The organism is Streptomyces canus, assembly GCF_030816965.1.
GTDB classification, from domain to species: Bacteria; Actinomycetota; Actinomycetes; order Streptomycetales; family Streptomycetaceae; genus Streptomyces; species Streptomyces canus_E.
Genome location: NZ_JAUSYQ010000002.1, coordinates 10,279,262 through 10,293,154, shown reverse-complemented (window position 1 = coordinate 10,293,154; position 13,893 = coordinate 10,279,262). Strand labels below are relative to the sequence as shown.

Sequence of the window (13,893 nt, the reverse complement as noted above, 5' to 3'; positions counted from 1 at the left end):
ACACGTGCCGGCGACCGAGCAGGGGATCATGAGCAGCGAACTCACCTACGGGCCACCAGAACTTCCCGAGGACCGCCCCGGCGGTTACGGCGCATCACCCGCCGCCGAGTTGCCGGACGTCCTGCTCGTCGTGGCGACGATGACGGCAACGCCGTTCCTGCAGGCGATCTCCACCTACTTCGGGAACGCTCTGGCCAAAGGGATGGGTTCCGGGACGCGCGACATCATGCACCGGTTCATCCGTCGGCAGGCGCGAGCGAGTCTCGACGAGCCGTCCGACGTCGTGGATCTCATCCACCTGCGGACCGAGGACGGGTGGCTGGTCGAGATGAAGGTGACCGTCGAACCGGAGGCCCTCGCTCAGCTTCCTGAGCTGTGCGCCGCGGAGGCACCGCTCGGCAGGTCCGATCGGCGCCCCGGCACGGCGGCGACGATCCGCTGGGACCACGACGGCTACTGGATCGCGGCGACGGTACGTGAGGACGGCCACCATGTCGCCTTCACCTGGGATCCAGAGGCGAAGCAATGGCGCGAGCGCACGTACCGCCGCTCCCTTCCCGTCACCTAGGACGCGATCTCCGGGCAAGCGGCTGCGGTCGGCTTGCGACGGTCCCGGTGAGCTCGGTGAGATACGTCCATGGACAGTGCGACAGACGATGTGGATCAGGTGATCGCGGGTGAATTGCGGCTCATGGATCCACGTGTCCGCGCCTCGCGGGAGCTTGCCGGGCGTTTCCTCGACCCGCAGTTCGTGGAGGTCGGTGGATCCGGGCGCCGGTGGACGTACGAGACCATGCTCGCCGAACTGCCCGACGATACGGGTAGTTCGCCTGCCGGCCGCCGGTTCGAGCCTTCGGACGTCTCGGGCGTGCTGCTGGCCCCGGGGTTGGTCCATCTGACGTTCCAGACCGTCCTCCGCGAGCGCAGGACCAGGCACAGTTCGATCTGGCGCAAGGGTGACGGGGCCGTGGGGTGGCGGATGTACTACCACGAGGCGACGACTGTGCCTCCCGGCCTCCGGACCTGACGGGCAGACTGCGCTCATGCAGCTGCCCGCCGAAGCCGTTACCGCCACCGTGCTGATCGAGGTCGTACGGATCTCCGCCCTTCCCGCCCGGCGGGACGTCCCGTACCCCGGCACGGCGGTTGCTCACTGGGCCGGGAGCGAGGCCGACGCCGCCCTGGCCTTGATCGAGAGCCTGCCCGGCAGTGAACAGCACCGCTGCGGCTTCTCGCCGGGCTGGAGCGTCCGGGCATACGACGACTCTCTCGATCTGGCGCTGTTCGAGGCGGCGTTCTGCTTCACCTGCCACGAGGTCCGCATGCAGGGAACGGCGGTGCCGCCCGCTCTGGCCACGCAGTTCTTCGACCCGGGCGCCCTGCCGGCCCGGACCCTGCTGGCTCTCTTCCGCAAGGAAACTCCGTAGCCGACCGGCTGGATGAGCGTCTGCCGCGCCCTCCATGGACGCCTCCGCGCCGACAGAGGCCCAGGACGGCACGATGAAGGCATTCTCACTCTCTCCAGGGAGCCCGACCATCAGGAACAGGGTGGCGACACGCGGGTCCTGCATGACGACGGGCCTGGCCACATACGGGCACGGGAAGGGGTATTCGTCCTGTGAATCGAAACGCTGCGGCTGAGACATTGCTCCCCTGATCAGGCAGGACGGCCCGACAGCACGAAGCGAGTGACTGCCGGCAGGACACTGACCCGGCGATACGTCGTGGCACCGGCCCCGACAAGGGGCAGCCATGAGGCCGGTGACCTCGGTGGGGTTGCGGACCGAAAGGCGGGCCGGTCTCGGTCCTAGCGGTCGGCCGTCGGGTGCCACTCGCGGCGGAGGAGGCCGAAGACCCAGGAGTCGGAGACGTCGCCGTTGACGACGCAGTCCTCGCGGAGGGTGCCTTCGCGGACGAACCCGAGCTTCTCCAGGACCCGGGCGGACGCCACATTGCGGGTGTCGGTCTCAGCCTGGACGCGGTTCAGGTCCAGGGTGTCGAACGCCCACCGCAGGACGGCGTACGCGGTCTCCGTTGCGTAGCCGTGGCCCCACGCGGCGGCGTCGAAGACGTAGCCCAGGGAAGCGCTGCGGAAGTCCGGGTTCCAGCTGGTCAGGCCGCACCAGCCGATAAACGCGCCGTCGGAGACGCGGTCGACGGCCACCCGCGCTCCCGTGCCTTCCTCCTCGATCGTCCGGCAGGTCGCGATGAAGCGCTGGGCGCGGGCCGGTTCGGTCCACGGCGGGGAGTCCCAGTAGCGCAGCACGTTGGCGCTGCTGTGCAGTGTGTATAGCGACGTCGCGTCGGCGTCGGTGAACGGCCGCAGTCGCAGGCGAGCGGTGTGCAGCTCGGGGGTGGGCAAGGTCATGCGGAGCATCCTGCCGCGTCACGTGCGCCTCCGACCATCCGTTTATCCGGCCGGTTGGGGCGGTACGTCCGCGGTCACACCGGACGCGCCGTAGAGGGCCGCGAGGCCTGTACTGGGAGAGGCCGGAGAAGTCCGTGCGGTGTGGGGCCGAGGACTCGATGCAGGTGGCGAAGACGGAGAGGGTGCGGTGCTTGTTGTCCACCACCTCGATGATGCGGGCGAGTTGGCAGGACCCGTGGTAGACCTCCTGCCCCAGCGGCCCTCGTCCCGCTCCACCTCCCCCGGCAAAGGCCCCGGGGCGGCTGCACCCGCAGTGTCCAGCACTACGGCGTCGCAGCACCGGTTCTCTGGTAGGGGGCGATTACAGGTCCAGGGCGGCGCGCAACGCCTGGTCGACGCGGGCCATCGCGGCAGGGTCGACCTCACCGAGGAGCTTCGCGCCGTCGAAGCGGGTCACCCGCAGCTGCTGAAGGTTGACGGCGACCGCGGTGCACGGGATCGGGTCTCCGATCACGACCGACATGGCCGTGTCGGGATAGCGGCCGGAGGGATGCAGCACGATCCCGACCACCGCACCGTAGGCCTCTTCCAAGCCGGTCAGGGAGACGATCAGGACCTTGCGCCCGTCGCCGAGGGTCCAGATCTCTCCTCGTCTCACAGAGTGTCTCCCTCGCCCGCCAAGTCGTCGCCGAGACCCAGCGCGGCAAGCTGGTGCGCGGCGTCGAGAGTGGCGGCACGGCGAGCAGCGCGCACAACGTACTGGTTCACGCTCAGGCCGGCCTCCAGGGCAGCCGCCTTGATCGAGGGAGCCAGCTCATCGGGGATCCGCAGGGTCATTGTGGTGACAGACATGACCTCAGACTAGCCACCATTTCACGGTGGCGTAAACCAGTAGCATCAAGCGGCCGGAGCCGGGAGCCGTAGCGGTATCAGGGGTATCCGCACATGGTGGCGCGGCGGTCACGGCAGGTACACACACCGATGGCCCAACTTCTGAAGGACGGATGGAAACGGGATGATCTCAAACCCGCGCGTACACACACGAAGATGGGCGTCAAAGCATCCGGTCTGCACTGGATTGATCTTCGGGGCACTGTTCTATCTCGCTAACCGCCTTCGGTGAGCGGCGACGTGAACGCAAAGCGAAGCGGATCCGCAAATGGCGGTCACCCGCGAGTAGAAAAGCCCACCTCCCACCTCCCACATCCCACGCTATCGAACGAGAATTCGAATGTCTTGTGACAAGGAAGGTTGACCAGCGTCAGTGAAGTTTGAGTAGTGGTGGTTGATCACGCCCAGATGCCATCGCCGAGGTGACCAGCCTGCTCGCGCCAGGTGACGCCCGCCAGTGACGGCGCCGCGGGCGCCCGCCACAGACCGCAGCGGCCAGGTAGAGCCGGCCCGCCACGGTCACCACGCCGATGCCTGGTCCGGCCTGCTGGGCCGGACCAGGCATCGGCGGATACAGGAGGGGTAGCTGGGTCACGCCTCTGCGACGTGGAGCAGCCGGCTGACGGGGATGTCGTCCTCGGTGTCGCTCGCGCTCTTCTTGACGCGGCCGATGGCGATCTTCTGCGTACTCGTCGGGAGCTTCGCGCCGTGGTGGACCCGGCCGCCTGCCTGCGTGACGTCCAGGTCCACGGCGGCGCTAGTTGGAGCCGTCGTGCCAGTTCACCTTGATCCGTGCATCTGCCCAGGCGGAGGCGAAGCTGATCCACATGCCACCCGATCAGTCGGCCTGGTTGGCTGCCGGGACGGCCAGGACGATGCCGTACCTGTAGTGGATGAGCCCGCCGCTCTCGGTGAACGCGAAGCCGGGGGGAATCTCGCCAGTCTGGAAATCCGCTCGCCTGTTCCCAGTCCTACCTGCCACTGCCCGACTCGTCCTGTACGCCCGGCTCGTGCAACCCCGACGTCACCCAGTCGACCATCGCCAGCACCATCTGCGTGTCCGGCTGGACCGGCACCGTCCAGCCCCCACCTCCTACACCAACCCCCTCAAGGCACAGGGCATCATCGACTACGGGTACACCGGCACCACCATGTCGGACTACGAGGGGACCACCTCGTGCCGCTGGAACTCGGCGGTGCACCCCACGACCCCGGCAACCTGTGGCCCGAACCGCACTACGGCACCAAGACCGCCTCTACCAAGGACGGCACCGAGACCAAACTGAAGAACGCCGTCTGCAACGGCACCATCACGCTCTCCGCCACCCGCAGCGCCATCAAATACAACTGGACCACCGCACTCCAGGTCACCGGAATCGGCTGACCTCCAGCCAGGTCCTGGACCCCACCGGGTGATCGCGATCCCAAGGGATCGGCTGGCCGTATCTCTCCTCGGTGGAGTCAGAACTGACCTACCGAGTGGAGTCACTGATGAGGATGGTCGCCAGCGCCGCGGCGACACCGCTTGCGAAGTCGCCGTACTGCTGCGGCCGTGCAACCTGCCACGGTCCTCGGGCGTGACGAGTTGGTGAGGGCACAACCCCTCGAATCAGTGATGTGGAGGGGGCAATGCGCGATGCACGCGACTTCGACGATTTCTACTCCGGCCATGTGCGTCGGCTGACCAGCCAGATGTACGCGATGACCGGCAGTATCCCCGAGGCCGAGGACCTGGTGCAGGAGGCCTTCGCCCGGGCCTGGCAGAACTGGGAGAAAGTATCGGGCTACGCGGACCCGGAGGCCTGGGTGCGTTCGGTGGCCTGCCGTATCCGGGTGAGCGTCTGGCGCAAGGCGGTCAACCGGATCACGGCCCACCGCCGACACGGCGTACCCGACAAGGTTCCTGCTGTCAGCCCTGACTATGTAGCCATCGTCGCGGCGTTGCGGCGCATCCCCTACGAGCAACGGCGGGCGATCGTGCTGCATCACCTGGTCGGGTTGTCCGTCGAGGAGACCGCACGGGAAACCGAAGTCGCGCCGGGAACGGTCAAGGCCCGGCTGTCGCGCGGGCGCCAATCGATGGCGCTCCATCTGTCCGACATCGCGGGCGACAGCCCGGGCGGTGCCGCCCGCCCGCCCGGTCTGCGGCCGGCTATCTCGGCACCCGGCATCGTTCCCGCTGTCGCGACCGACGTCCTCGGCCCCGCCGACCAGGAGGTGCACCACCATGACTGAGGACTTCGAGGCCATCCTCCAGGCAGGGTCTCAGGAACTCGCCGCGCAAACCAGCGCCCGGCCTGCCGCAGTGGTCCGCTCTCGCGGCGACGAGCTGCGGCGCCGTCACCGGATGGCCACCGCCGCACTGGCCGTCGCCCTGGTGGCTGCGGTGGGCGGCGGTGCCTTCGCCGTCACCGGCCATTCCCGCCAGGCCGCTGCGCCCGAGGCGGTCGTGAGCCCGACCACGCCGGCCACGTCCACGGACGAGCCGACCGTGACTCCGAAGACCCCCAGCGCGGCGCCGGACAACCCAGCGGCCACCCCCCCGTCGACCCCTTCACCACCGTGCCGTTCCTTGGTGGTGCCACAAGAGATCAAGGACGCGGTCACCCAGGCGTACCAGCGATCGCAGCCGGAGCTGGTGCACATCGCCCCGGTCAGGGGCACCTTTTACTACGGCGAGTGCGACGGCGTCCTCTACGCGGGAACCGCCTTCACACCGACGGCCGACGCCACCGAAAACGAGCTGGTCCAGCTCCAGGACGAGGGGGGCGCGGAGAAGTACTTCACCAAGGACAAGGCCACGGGCAGCACATGGACCTTTGTGGACAGTGACGGGTTCCCACGCGATCCCCGTGGCTGCGCCGCCATCCACGAGATCCCGGCACGGCTGGCCGCACTCTGGGGTGACTGCCTTGCCCGGCCCTGACCCCCAGACGGCGCCATGCCCGGGACACGACAGTGAGCGAAGGGGCTGCGGGATGTCCGCGACCCGAACAAGCGGCCCGTCAGGGGATCTGCACGAACTCCTCCGCGACACGGCGAGTACCTGTTTCTCAGTCGACCCCCCTCTGGACGAGGCCGTGTACGGGCGTTTGAAGACGGCTGCTGAGAAGCATCCATCCACCGTTGGGACGCGCGTTGGCAGGAAGCGGTGGGGGGAATGGCCAGGTCGTCCAGAGGACAGAAGGTCCTTCCCGGACAGCCCGTGCGCGAGGAGATACCCCGCCTGGCCGCGCTGGCTGGTCATGGGCGACGGGCCTCGCCGCAGTTTGCGGCAGCGTGGTGTTGGTCGCCTTCGCCGCCGTGGTGGCACCCCGGTACCTACTGAGCTGGGACGCTCCCTCGACACCCGCCGCGGACCGGGCGAAGGCGGTCAACGACATCCGCACCACGCTGTTGCAGGGTCTGGCGGGCGTAGCCCTGCTGGCCGGTACGTTCTTCACCTGGCGGCAGCTGGATGTCAGCCGCCACGGACAGATCACCCAACGCTTCACAGCAGCCGTGGACCCACTGGGCAACACCGGCCCGGAAGTGCGGATCGGCGCGATCTTCGCCACGGACTTTGCGAGCTCGCGTGGCTGCGGATCGTTGGACCGGCCGAAGTTGAAGCTGTCGCCTCGATCGTTACCGTCTACACCGCCATGAGCGACGACCGGGCCTCAACGGTTCAAGATCACTTGAGATGACGGCCGCAGCATCACCCGACCCAGCCCTCACGATCGAACATCGGGGTGACGATCCGCGACGGCTCCCCAAGATCTGTGCCAGAACCCGCAACTCGTGAACAAAGCCATCGGCAGTCATGCAGCCGGTTACGAAGCCGCCTCCTGGAGGTCCGCGCGGCTGTCGTCCGAAAGGCCGAACATCGGCAGACAGGGCGACAGCCCGACGATCGAGACCCGGACATGCTGGTGCATCTCCCAGCGGGTTCGCGTCAGCCTCAACCGCCGCATAATTGCAGGCTGGCCACGCACCACATGCCGCTCGACACCGTCGAGTTCGTAACCGTGTTTCATGGACACGGTGAACGAGGACGCGTTGTCCTCGAAGGCGCCCGACATCGCCTCGAGTGCGTTCAGGCCGGCGAAGGCCAGGTGCAGCACTGCGGCACGCATCTCGGTACCGATCCCTTGCCGCTGAAACCGTGCCCCGAGCCAGGAGGCAGTACTTACCTGCCGCAGCACGGCAAAGTCCCGGGCAGCGACCGTCTGCAGGCCGACGACCCGGCCGTTTTCAAAGACAACGAGATTCAGGGCCCAGTTCTCCGGTGCCCAGTTCCCCCTGCGCAACCAGTGGTGCTGCACCACCGAGCGCGCCCGGTCCGCTGGAGGCAGGTCGGTCCACGGCACGAGGAAGGGCATGCGGTCCGGCTCGTGGATGCCTTCTGCCGCAAGCTCGCCCAACTCGGCAAGCTCATCCTCGCTGGGCAATCGCAGCTCCAGGCGCGGGGTACTCAGATGCAGTCCCACCAGGGGCCAGTGGTCAATCAGCATGCGTCATTGTCGAAGACGAGGGCAGCCGCGGTCATCTGATTTCCACGCTCGCGGCAGACGCGAAGTTCTACCTGTGAGTCACCGGCGCGGTGGGCGACGCACAAACTCAAGTGGTGTCACTTCTGATGGACATTCCCAAGCTCGTTGATCAACAAGTGGTGTCCGAACTCAGAGCAATTGTCAATACCTGCGGATCAGTTGAGCTCACCATCACTCGGGTGAGTTGATCGCGACGAGCTCGATCTCGAAGCCGTCGTCGTTCTCCAGGTAGGCCGCGTAGTGCTGGTCGCCGCCGGCGTGCGGGTGGAGCACGGGAAACATCAGGCTCCACCCGTGCTGGGCCGCCTCGATGACCAGCTTCTCGACGGCGGCGGCGTCCTCGACGTGGAAGGCCAAGTGGTTGAGCCCGGGTCGGCGGCGGTCGTGCCGGTCGGCGGTGAGGGCCGGGGACTGCTCGAGAACGACGTAGGTCGGCCCGAGCAGCCAGCTCCGGCCGGTGTCCCAGCTCTGGGAGACGGTGTAGCCCAGCGTCTTCAGCAGCCAGCCCAGCGAGACAAGGGCTCGATCGAGGTCGGGCACCCAGATCTCGACGTGGTGGAGTGTCCCGTGCGTCGGCCGGTTCACGCGGCCACCATCTCAGGGCGCTCGACGAGTTGGCCGCGCTCGAAGCGGGCTCCGGCGCGGACGAGCGGGACGAGGTGGGCGCCGTTGACGGCCCGCCGGCGTGACTGGGCCGACTCGACGAGCTTGAACACCATCGCGAGCGCGGCGGTGCGGGATCCGGCGCCCCGGGTGACCTTGGTGCGGAGCCTCACGGTGGCGAAGGGCGACTCGATGGGGTGGGTGGTCCGCAGGTGGATCCAGTGCTCGGCCGGGAAGCCGGAGAACTCCAGCAGCACGTCGTGGTCGTCGGTGATCTTCTTGACGGCCTTGGGGAACTTCGCGCCGTAGAGCTTGGTGAAGGTCTTGATCGCCTGCTCGGCGTGCTCGCGGTCCTCGGCGTTGTAGATGTCCTGGATCGCCCTTTGGGCCGCCGGCTGGGCCGACTTCGGCATGGCGTCCAGGACGTTGGCCGTTTTGTGAACCCAGCACCTCTGCTCGCGGGTGTCGGGGAAGACCTCGCGCAGGGCCTTCCAGAACCCGAGCGCGCCGTCGCCGACCGCGAGCACAGGGGCGCGCATGCCCCGGCGCGCGCAGTCCCGCAGCAGCGCGGCCCAGGACGCCGCGGATTCCCGGTAGCAGTCGGCCATGGTGACCAGCTCCTTGGTGCCGTCCGCGCGGATTCCGATGATGACGAGGACGGCGGCCTTGGCCTCGTCCAGGCGGATGCGCAGGTGTATGCCGTCCACCCACACGTAGACGTAGTCGGTGGCGGACAGGTCGCTCTCCTGGAACGCGGCGTGGTCGGCCTGCCACTGCGCGGTCAGCCGGGTCCCCGTGGCCGGGGACAGCCCGGCGGAGCTGCCAAGAAACGGTTCCATCGCGTGCACGAAGTCGCCCGAGGACAAGCCGTGCAGGTAGAGCAGTGGCAGGACCCCGGCAATCTTCGGGGACTTGCGGCACCAGAGCGGCAGGATCGCCGAGGAGAACCGCTTGCGCTCGCCGGTGGGCTCGTCGACCCGCTTGTCGTTCACCCGCGGGGCCTTGACCTCGATCACGCCGGTGGCGGTGGTGACCTTCCGGGGCTGGTGGTAGCCGTTGCGGACCACCAGGCGCCGCCCCATCTCGTCCTTCTCGTGGGACAGCTCGGCGATGTAGGAGTTGACTTCGGCCTCCAGTGCCGCGGCCGGCATCCGCCTCGCGCCCTTGCGGACGATCTCGTCCAGCAGGGAGCCGTCTGTTGTGGAGCCGGCGGGATTGGCTACGGGGAGCACGGGGGTGCCTTCCCGACCCGCGCTGCGAACGCGGGCCTACTCGATGACCATCACGGGATCATCGGGAAGGTACGCCCTCCGCTATCCGGCCCATCAGGGCCGCGAACGCATCCTGCCAATGGGCGGGATCTATGCTGTGACCTGCGGCTACCGTCTCTTCGTTATTCCACACAACTCACGATGATCAACCGCGGTCAGTCCCTACGATTGCGTAAGCCGGTCGCGCAGCCAGGAGTTGATGCCGCTGAGCGCCGTGCTGGCCATTGTCGTGGGGTGGTTGGTGAAGCCGTGGGGTGACTCGGGGTAGACCCGCAGCTCGACGTCATTGCCGGCCGCCGACAACCGACCTGCCAGCGCCAGGTTGTCCTCCAGCAGCACGTCTGCGCTTCCGACGATCAGAAGCGTTGGGGGAAGCCCGTCAAGGACGCCGTAGATGGGAGAGATGTCGGGAACAGTGCGGTCTTCCACATGGCTGGCGTACGCCTGGATGAAGTATTCATCCGCGATGCGGCGCCCGGCCGGGGTTTGTGCGCTCAGGTCGTAGGTGCCGAATCGGAGTGCAGCGCCGGTGAATCGGTCAACGGCACCTCTGTCTCTCAGCCTGAGCAGGGTCACCAGGGCGAGTGTGGCTCCCGCGGAGTTCCCGCCGATCGCAAGACGGGACGTTCCGAAGCGGGCATTGGCTTCTTCGACGAGCCAAAGGGCCGCTGCTTCACAGTCGTTGGGTGCCGCTGGCCAGGGGTGTTCAGGTGCCAGCCGATAGTCGACGCTGACAACAGCGAGCTGCAGGGCGTCTGCGAGCTCTCGGTTGCGTTCGTCTCCTCGCGCTGCGGAGTCCATGTAGAAGCCGCCGCCGTGTATATCCAGGTAGACGCCCCGCGGCGGACCGTCGATAGGCGTGAAAATCCTGACCGGGACGCGCGCTTCCGCGGCTTCGATCGTCTCCTCGATGGCAGGCGGATCGGCGACACGAGGAGCAGGCCTCGTCGCTCGTGCCTCCTTGAGCTCGCCCAGCGTGCTGGGACCACGGCCGGCCGCCCTCGACTTGTAGAACTCCCGAGCTTCATCGACCTGCTCCGCGGGCACATCAGCGAACAGTGCGTCCAGCGCGAATCGCACACGCCCTCCTCATTACTCGGGTCTCAACTCCACGCTATCGATGACCCCCGGCGCCGGATCCGCGCACCCAGGAAATGCCGCACGTTCGCCTACCCATCTTCGGACGGTCCGGATGCGGTGGTGCCCAAGTGCTTTGCCAGATCGTGCAGCGTCCAGTCGCCGCCATGCTCGACCGGCGCGGACAGATCGATGCCGAGGCGGGGCCCGAAAGGCATCCAGATCACGACGCAGATGGAGGAGGAAGACACGGAATCCATGGCCCGAACCTACCCAACCCCCTGATAGGGCTGGGCCGTTGCGGACTTCGGTTCAGGATGGCTCTCTCGGCGTGCCGCGTTTGGCAGCGCATCTCTCCCACCTCTACGGTAACCACAACATGTTGTGGTCATCTTCGAGCTGATGCCCACAGTTTGTGTATTGAGGCACAGTCTGCCCAGATTCGCGACTACAGATGGGGATCACTCCGTGGCCGAACGGTTCGGTGACAGGACTACGCGGACGTACAGCGCCGAGGACGCGGCCGGTCCGGCCCGGTCGCACCGTCCGCGACGGATGAAGTCGACGACCCGATCGTTCACCGTCGGCGAGGGCAAGGGGTACCTGACCGTAGCCCGCAATGAGGACGGGGCCCCCGCCGAAGTGCTGATCCGCATGGCCAAGCAGGGCTCCACCCTCGCGGGAATGATGGATGCCTTCTCCACGACCATCACCCAGGGCCTTCGGCATGGAGTCCCGCTCAAGACTTTTGTCGCCGACTACGTCGGCCTGCGCTTCGAACCCGCAGGCCTCACCAACGACCCAGAGGTGAAACAGGCCAGCTCCGTCATGGACTACGTCGGCCGGCGCCTGGCCCTCGACTATCTGCCATACGACGTCCGGGTGGAACTCAACGTCCTCACCACCGAGGAGCGAGCCACCAAGGAAGCCATCGATGGAGTCGGGGACGCCGTATGGACCGACCTGGTCGGCCTGTCCATGTCCGCCCCCGTCGTAGCCCGACCACGCCGTAGCTGAAGCCCGGGACGCATCACCCTGAGGTGGGACGCGAGGGGTGCCGCGCCCCACCTGATGCCGAGACCACTGCCTGGCATGTTCTGCTCGCCGGGCGTCGGCTGCACGAGACGGAGGACGACCGCAAGCGATTCTTCGAGGCGTGGGGCAACGCCTGAGTGCCTGTCCTCATTCGTTTGCCGACACTCAGGCAGTGGTTCCGGCGACCACGTCGACGGCGTGGCGCCGGTGTGCTGCGAAGAGGTCGAGGGCGGTATTGGTGTCCCGGGCGCGCAGTGCGGTGACGAGTCCGTGGTGCTCGCGCGGGATGCAGTCGAGGTAGCCGGCGGTGCTGCGGCCGATCCGGGTCAGCAGGAACAGGTGGACCTGGCAGCGTATGCCGTCCCAGGCGTCGGCGAGGCGCTGGTGCCCTGCGGCGGCGAACACCGCGTCGTGGAAGGCGATGTCCAGGCGCACCATCTCGTGCGCATCGCCGGCCCGCTCCATCATGTCGGCCGTCTTCGCGATGGACGCGAGGTCCTCGTCCGAGGCGTGGGCGATCACCTGCCGTACGGCGAGGTCCTCCAGCGCACCGCGCAGGCTGTCGAGCTCAGCCACGTCCTCGGTGGACAGCGTCGTCACCGTCGTGCCCCGGTGCCACGCACAGTGCACCAGGCCCTCGCGCTCCAGCAGTCGCAGCGCCTCGCGCACCGGGCCGCGGCTGACATCCATCTCGCCGGACAGCTCCACCTCGCGCAGCTGCTCGCCCGGGGCGTAGGCCCCGTTGAAGATGGCCTCGCGGATACGGTCCGCAGCCTCGTCGGCCAGACCCCGGCGGCGAGCCGGGGCCACCTTGCCCTGATCACTCATGCCCGAATTACACCTCCTCCACCAATGACCTAATGTTAACATTCAGACGTTGTCGTGATGTCAACATTAGGACAAGCCGAGCAGGATCGCCCACGGGCCGCTCCGCTCCCCCGCAGGAAGGCAGTGCCATGACCGTTCTCGACTCCCCGATCCCCCGCTTCCACCTGGCCGTGCCGGTCGACGACCTGGCTGCCGCGCGCCGCTTCTACGGCGACGTCCTGGGCCTGGAGCAGGGCCGCAGCGCGGACACGTGGGTGGACTGGAATCTGCACGGCCACCAGTTCGTCACGCACCTCGCACCGGGGCGCGCGCAGCGCATACACAACCCGGTCGACGGCCACGACGTACCCGTGCCGCACTTCGGTCTGGTCCTGACGGTCCCGGCCTTCCAGCAGCTTGCCGAGCGACTGCGGGCGGCGGGCACCGAGTTCGTCATCGAGCCCTACGTGCGCTTCGCAGGCCAGAAGGGCGAGCAGTGGACGATGTTCCTCCTCGACCCGGCCGGCAACGCACTGGAGTTCAAGGCGTTCGCCGACGACGCCCAGGTGTTCGCCGCCTGACCGGCGGCCGGCACCCCACCCCCACACGCGAAAGACGGGACGAGCTCATGAAGGTGTTCCAGATCGGCGCCGCCGGAGGAGTCGGCCGCCGCCTCACCCCACTCCTCACCCAACGCGGTGACGTCGTGACCGGCATGCACCGCGGGCCCGCTCAGGGCGAGACCGTACAGGCGGCCGGCGGAACTCCCGTAATCGGTGATCTCATCGCCGACTCGGTCGACGACCTGGCCAAGAAGATGCGTGGCCATGACGCCGTGGTCTTCTCGGCCGGCGCACACGGCACCGGTCAGGACAAGACGACCCTCATCGACGGCCGCGGCCTTCAAAAGGCCGCCGACGCGGCCGCACTCGCCGAGGTGTCGCGGTTCGTCCTCGTCTCGGTGTTCCCCGACGCCCTGCGCGACGGGGAACGCAGTGAGGGCTTCGAGCACTACATCAAGGTCAAGAAAACTGCCGACGTCTATTTGACCCGTACCGGCCTGGACTGGTTGATCGTCCGTCCCGGAACCCTTCTGGACACCCCCGGCACCGGCGGTGTCACCGCCGGTCCCGCAGTCGAGTACGGCGACGTGCACCGCGACGACGTCGCCGCGTTCCTCGACGCCGCCCTGCACGCGCCGGCCCTCAGCCGCGTGATCGTCGAACTCACCTCCGGTGACACCCCCGTCGCGGACGCCGTCACCCGCCTCACAGCCGCCTGATCTCCCACCCCAGCCGGCGGTAACTGC

At 67.6% G+C, this 13,893-nt stretch carries 20 protein-coding genes and 1 pseudogene; 10 read left to right on the top strand and 11 right to left on the bottom strand.

All coding sequences use genetic code 11. From position 1 onward, the window contains the following. Nucleotides 1-28 precede the first annotated feature (28 nt). The 3 genes from QF027_RS48310 (at nucleotide 29) to QF027_RS48300 (ending at nucleotide 1,427) form a co-directional block, all read left to right on the top strand. On the top strand, nucleotides 29-568 hold the full coding sequence (locus QF027_RS48310; RefSeq protein ID WP_307082025.1) for a hypothetical protein: 540 nt from the start codon (nucleotides 29-31) through the stop codon (nucleotides 566-568). A 69-nt stretch (nucleotides 569-637) separates the two neighbouring features. After that, the gene (locus QF027_RS48305; RefSeq protein WP_307082023.1) at nucleotides 638-1,027 is read left to right on the top strand and encodes a nuclear transport factor 2 family protein; all 390 of its coding nucleotides are present in this window, start codon (nucleotides 638-640) and stop codon (nucleotides 1,025-1,027) included. Between the two features lie 16 nt (nucleotides 1,028-1,043). Continuing rightward, nucleotides 1,044-1,427, top strand: a complete 384-nt coding sequence (locus QF027_RS48300; RefSeq protein WP_306972442.1) for a hypothetical protein — start codon at nucleotides 1,044-1,046, stop codon at nucleotides 1,425-1,427. Between the two features lie 380 nt (nucleotides 1,428-1,807). On the opposite strand, the gene QF027_RS48295 is transcribed toward QF027_RS48300, so the two are convergent. From QF027_RS48295 to QF027_RS48280, 5 genes and pseudogenes are all read right to left on the bottom strand, one after another. After that, complete coding sequence (locus tag QF027_RS48295; RefSeq protein WP_307082021.1) at nucleotides 1,808-2,368, bottom strand: GNAT family N-acetyltransferase; 561 nt, start codon at nucleotides 2,366-2,368, stop codon at nucleotides 1,808-1,810. Between the two features lie 42 nt (nucleotides 2,369-2,410). Next, nucleotides 2,411-2,594, bottom strand: a pseudogene (locus tag QF027_RS49930) (hypothetical protein); the annotation flags it as partial. A 135-nt stretch (nucleotides 2,595-2,729) separates the two neighbouring features. Then, nucleotides 2,730-3,026: a hypothetical protein gene (locus tag QF027_RS48290; RefSeq protein WP_306972444.1), complete on the bottom strand. Its 297-nt coding sequence runs from the start codon at nucleotides 3,024-3,026 to the stop codon at nucleotides 2,730-2,732. Next, entirely contained in the window at nucleotides 3,023-3,220 is a 198-nt protein-coding gene (locus QF027_RS48285) for a YlcI/YnfO family protein (protein WP_306972445.1), read from the bottom strand. The genes QF027_RS48290 and QF027_RS48285 overlap by 4 nt, the downstream gene beginning before the upstream one ends. 630 nt (nucleotides 3,221-3,850) lie before the next feature. Further along, on the bottom strand, nucleotides 3,851-4,009 hold the full coding sequence (locus QF027_RS48280) for a hypothetical protein (protein ID WP_306972446.1): 159 nt from the start codon (nucleotides 4,007-4,009) through the stop codon (nucleotides 3,851-3,853). A gap of 427 nt (nucleotides 4,010-4,436) precedes the next feature. Here QF027_RS48280 and QF027_RS48275 point away from each other — a divergent pair, with 427 nt between their 5' ends. From QF027_RS48275 to QF027_RS48260, 4 genes are all read left to right on the top strand, one after another. Next, entirely contained in the window at nucleotides 4,437-4,643 is a 207-nt protein-coding gene (locus QF027_RS48275; protein WP_306972447.1) for a hypothetical protein, read from the top strand. 245 nt (nucleotides 4,644-4,888) lie between these two features. Further along, a complete protein-coding gene (locus QF027_RS48270) occupies nucleotides 4,889-5,494 on the top strand; it encodes an RNA polymerase sigma factor (protein ID WP_306972448.1) in 606 nt (201 codons plus the stop codon). Further along, a complete protein-coding gene (locus QF027_RS48265) occupies nucleotides 5,487-6,185 on the top strand; it encodes a hypothetical protein (protein WP_306972449.1) in 699 nt (232 codons plus the stop codon). Before QF027_RS48270 ends, QF027_RS48265 begins: the two co-directional genes overlap by 8 nt. Nucleotides 6,186-6,544: 359 nt before the next feature. Then, nucleotides 6,545-6,904: a hypothetical protein gene (locus QF027_RS48260; RefSeq protein WP_306972450.1), complete on the top strand. Its 360-nt coding sequence runs from the start codon at nucleotides 6,545-6,547 to the stop codon at nucleotides 6,902-6,904. Between the two features lie 167 nt (nucleotides 6,905-7,071). Here the strand turns inward: QF027_RS48260 and QF027_RS48255 are convergent, their stop codons facing one another. The 5 genes from QF027_RS48255 to QF027_RS48235 form a co-directional block, all read right to left on the bottom strand. Beyond that, entirely contained in the window at nucleotides 7,072-7,752 is a 681-nt protein-coding gene (locus QF027_RS48255; protein WP_306972451.1) for a GNAT family N-acetyltransferase, read from the bottom strand. A gap of 210 nt (nucleotides 7,753-7,962) precedes the next feature. After that, nucleotides 7,963-8,376: a VOC family protein gene (locus QF027_RS48250; protein ID WP_307082019.1), complete on the bottom strand. Its 414-nt coding sequence runs from the start codon at nucleotides 8,374-8,376 to the stop codon at nucleotides 7,963-7,965. Beyond that, nucleotides 8,373-9,626: an IS256 family transposase gene (locus QF027_RS48245; RefSeq protein ID WP_307082017.1), complete on the bottom strand. Its 1,254-nt coding sequence runs from the start codon at nucleotides 9,624-9,626 to the stop codon at nucleotides 8,373-8,375. Before QF027_RS48245 ends, QF027_RS48250 begins: the two co-directional genes overlap by 4 nt. A 201-nt stretch (nucleotides 9,627-9,827) precedes the next feature. Continuing rightward, the gene (locus tag QF027_RS48240) at nucleotides 9,828-10,745 is read right to left on the bottom strand and encodes an alpha/beta hydrolase (protein WP_307082015.1); all 918 of its coding nucleotides are present in this window, start codon (nucleotides 10,743-10,745) and stop codon (nucleotides 9,828-9,830) included. Nucleotides 10,746-10,834: 89 nt separating this feature from the next. After that, on the bottom strand, nucleotides 10,835-11,002 hold the full coding sequence (locus tag QF027_RS48235) for a hypothetical protein (RefSeq protein WP_307082013.1): 168 nt from the start codon (nucleotides 11,000-11,002) through the stop codon (nucleotides 10,835-10,837). Between the two features lie 295 nt (nucleotides 11,003-11,297). Here QF027_RS48235 and QF027_RS48230 point away from each other — a divergent pair, with 295 nt between their 5' ends. Then, nucleotides 11,298-11,759 (top strand): TSCPD domain-containing protein, encoded by a 462-nt coding sequence (locus QF027_RS48230; protein ID WP_307082011.1) that lies wholly within the window; start codon nucleotides 11,298-11,300, stop codon nucleotides 11,757-11,759. 183 nt (nucleotides 11,760-11,942) lie between these two features. Here QF027_RS48230 and QF027_RS48225 read toward each other — a convergent pair whose 3' ends face one another. After that, nucleotides 11,943-12,605: a GntR family transcriptional regulator gene (locus QF027_RS48225; protein ID WP_307082009.1), complete on the bottom strand. Its 663-nt coding sequence runs from the start codon at nucleotides 12,603-12,605 to the stop codon at nucleotides 11,943-11,945. A 128-nt stretch (nucleotides 12,606-12,733) separates the two neighbouring features. Between QF027_RS48225 and QF027_RS48220 the strand changes: the two genes are divergently transcribed. Continuing rightward, the gene (locus QF027_RS48220) at nucleotides 12,734-13,165 is read left to right on the top strand and encodes a VOC family protein (RefSeq protein WP_307082007.1); all 432 of its coding nucleotides are present in this window, start codon (nucleotides 12,734-12,736) and stop codon (nucleotides 13,163-13,165) included. A gap of 47 nt (nucleotides 13,166-13,212) precedes the next feature. After that, on the top strand, nucleotides 13,213-13,866 hold the full coding sequence (locus QF027_RS48215; protein ID WP_307082005.1) for an NAD(P)H-binding protein: 654 nt from the start codon (nucleotides 13,213-13,215) through the stop codon (nucleotides 13,864-13,866). Nucleotides 13,867-13,893 lie beyond the last annotated feature (27 nt).

Bases quoted from the DNA above. Each gene is read 5' to 3' on its own strand.
- QF027_RS48310 (WP_307082025.1), top strand. From the start codon at position 29: ATGAGCAGCGAACTCACCTACGGGCCACCAGAACTTCCCGAGGACCGC.
- QF027_RS48305 (WP_307082023.1), top strand. From the start codon at position 638: ATGGACAGTGCGACAGACGATGTGGATCAGGTGATCGCGGGTGAATTG.
- QF027_RS48300 (WP_306972442.1), top strand. From the start codon at position 1,044: ATGCAGCTGCCCGCCGAAGCCGTTACCGCCACCGTGCTGATCGAGGTC.
- QF027_RS48295 (WP_307082021.1), bottom strand. From the start codon at position 2,368: ATGACCTTGCCCACCCCCGAGCTGCACACCGCTCGCCTGCGACTGCGG.
- QF027_RS48285 (WP_306972445.1), bottom strand. From the start codon at position 3,220: ATGTCTGTCACCACAATGACCCTGCGGATCCCCGATGAGCTGGCTCCC.
- QF027_RS48270 (WP_306972448.1), top strand. From the start codon at position 4,889: ATGCGCGATGCACGCGACTTCGACGATTTCTACTCCGGCCATGTGCGT.
- QF027_RS48265 (WP_306972449.1), top strand. From the start codon at position 5,487: ATGACTGAGGACTTCGAGGCCATCCTCCAGGCAGGGTCTCAGGAACTC.
- QF027_RS48255 (WP_306972451.1), bottom strand. From the start codon at position 7,752: ATGCTGATTGACCACTGGCCCCTGGTGGGACTGCATCTGAGTACCCCG.
- QF027_RS48235 (WP_307082013.1), bottom strand. From the start codon at position 11,002: ATGGATTCCGTGTCTTCCTCCTCCATCTGCGTCGTGATCTGGATGCCT.
- QF027_RS48230 (WP_307082011.1), top strand. From the start codon at position 11,298: ATGAAGTCGACGACCCGATCGTTCACCGTCGGCGAGGGCAAGGGGTAC.
- QF027_RS48225 (WP_307082009.1), bottom strand. From the start codon at position 12,605: ATGAGTGATCAGGGCAAGGTGGCCCCGGCTCGCCGCCGGGGTCTGGCC.
- QF027_RS48220 (WP_307082007.1), top strand. From the start codon at position 12,734: ATGACCGTTCTCGACTCCCCGATCCCCCGCTTCCACCTGGCCGTGCCG.
- QF027_RS48215 (WP_307082005.1), top strand. From the start codon at position 13,213: ATGAAGGTGTTCCAGATCGGCGCCGCCGGAGGAGTCGGCCGCCGCCTC.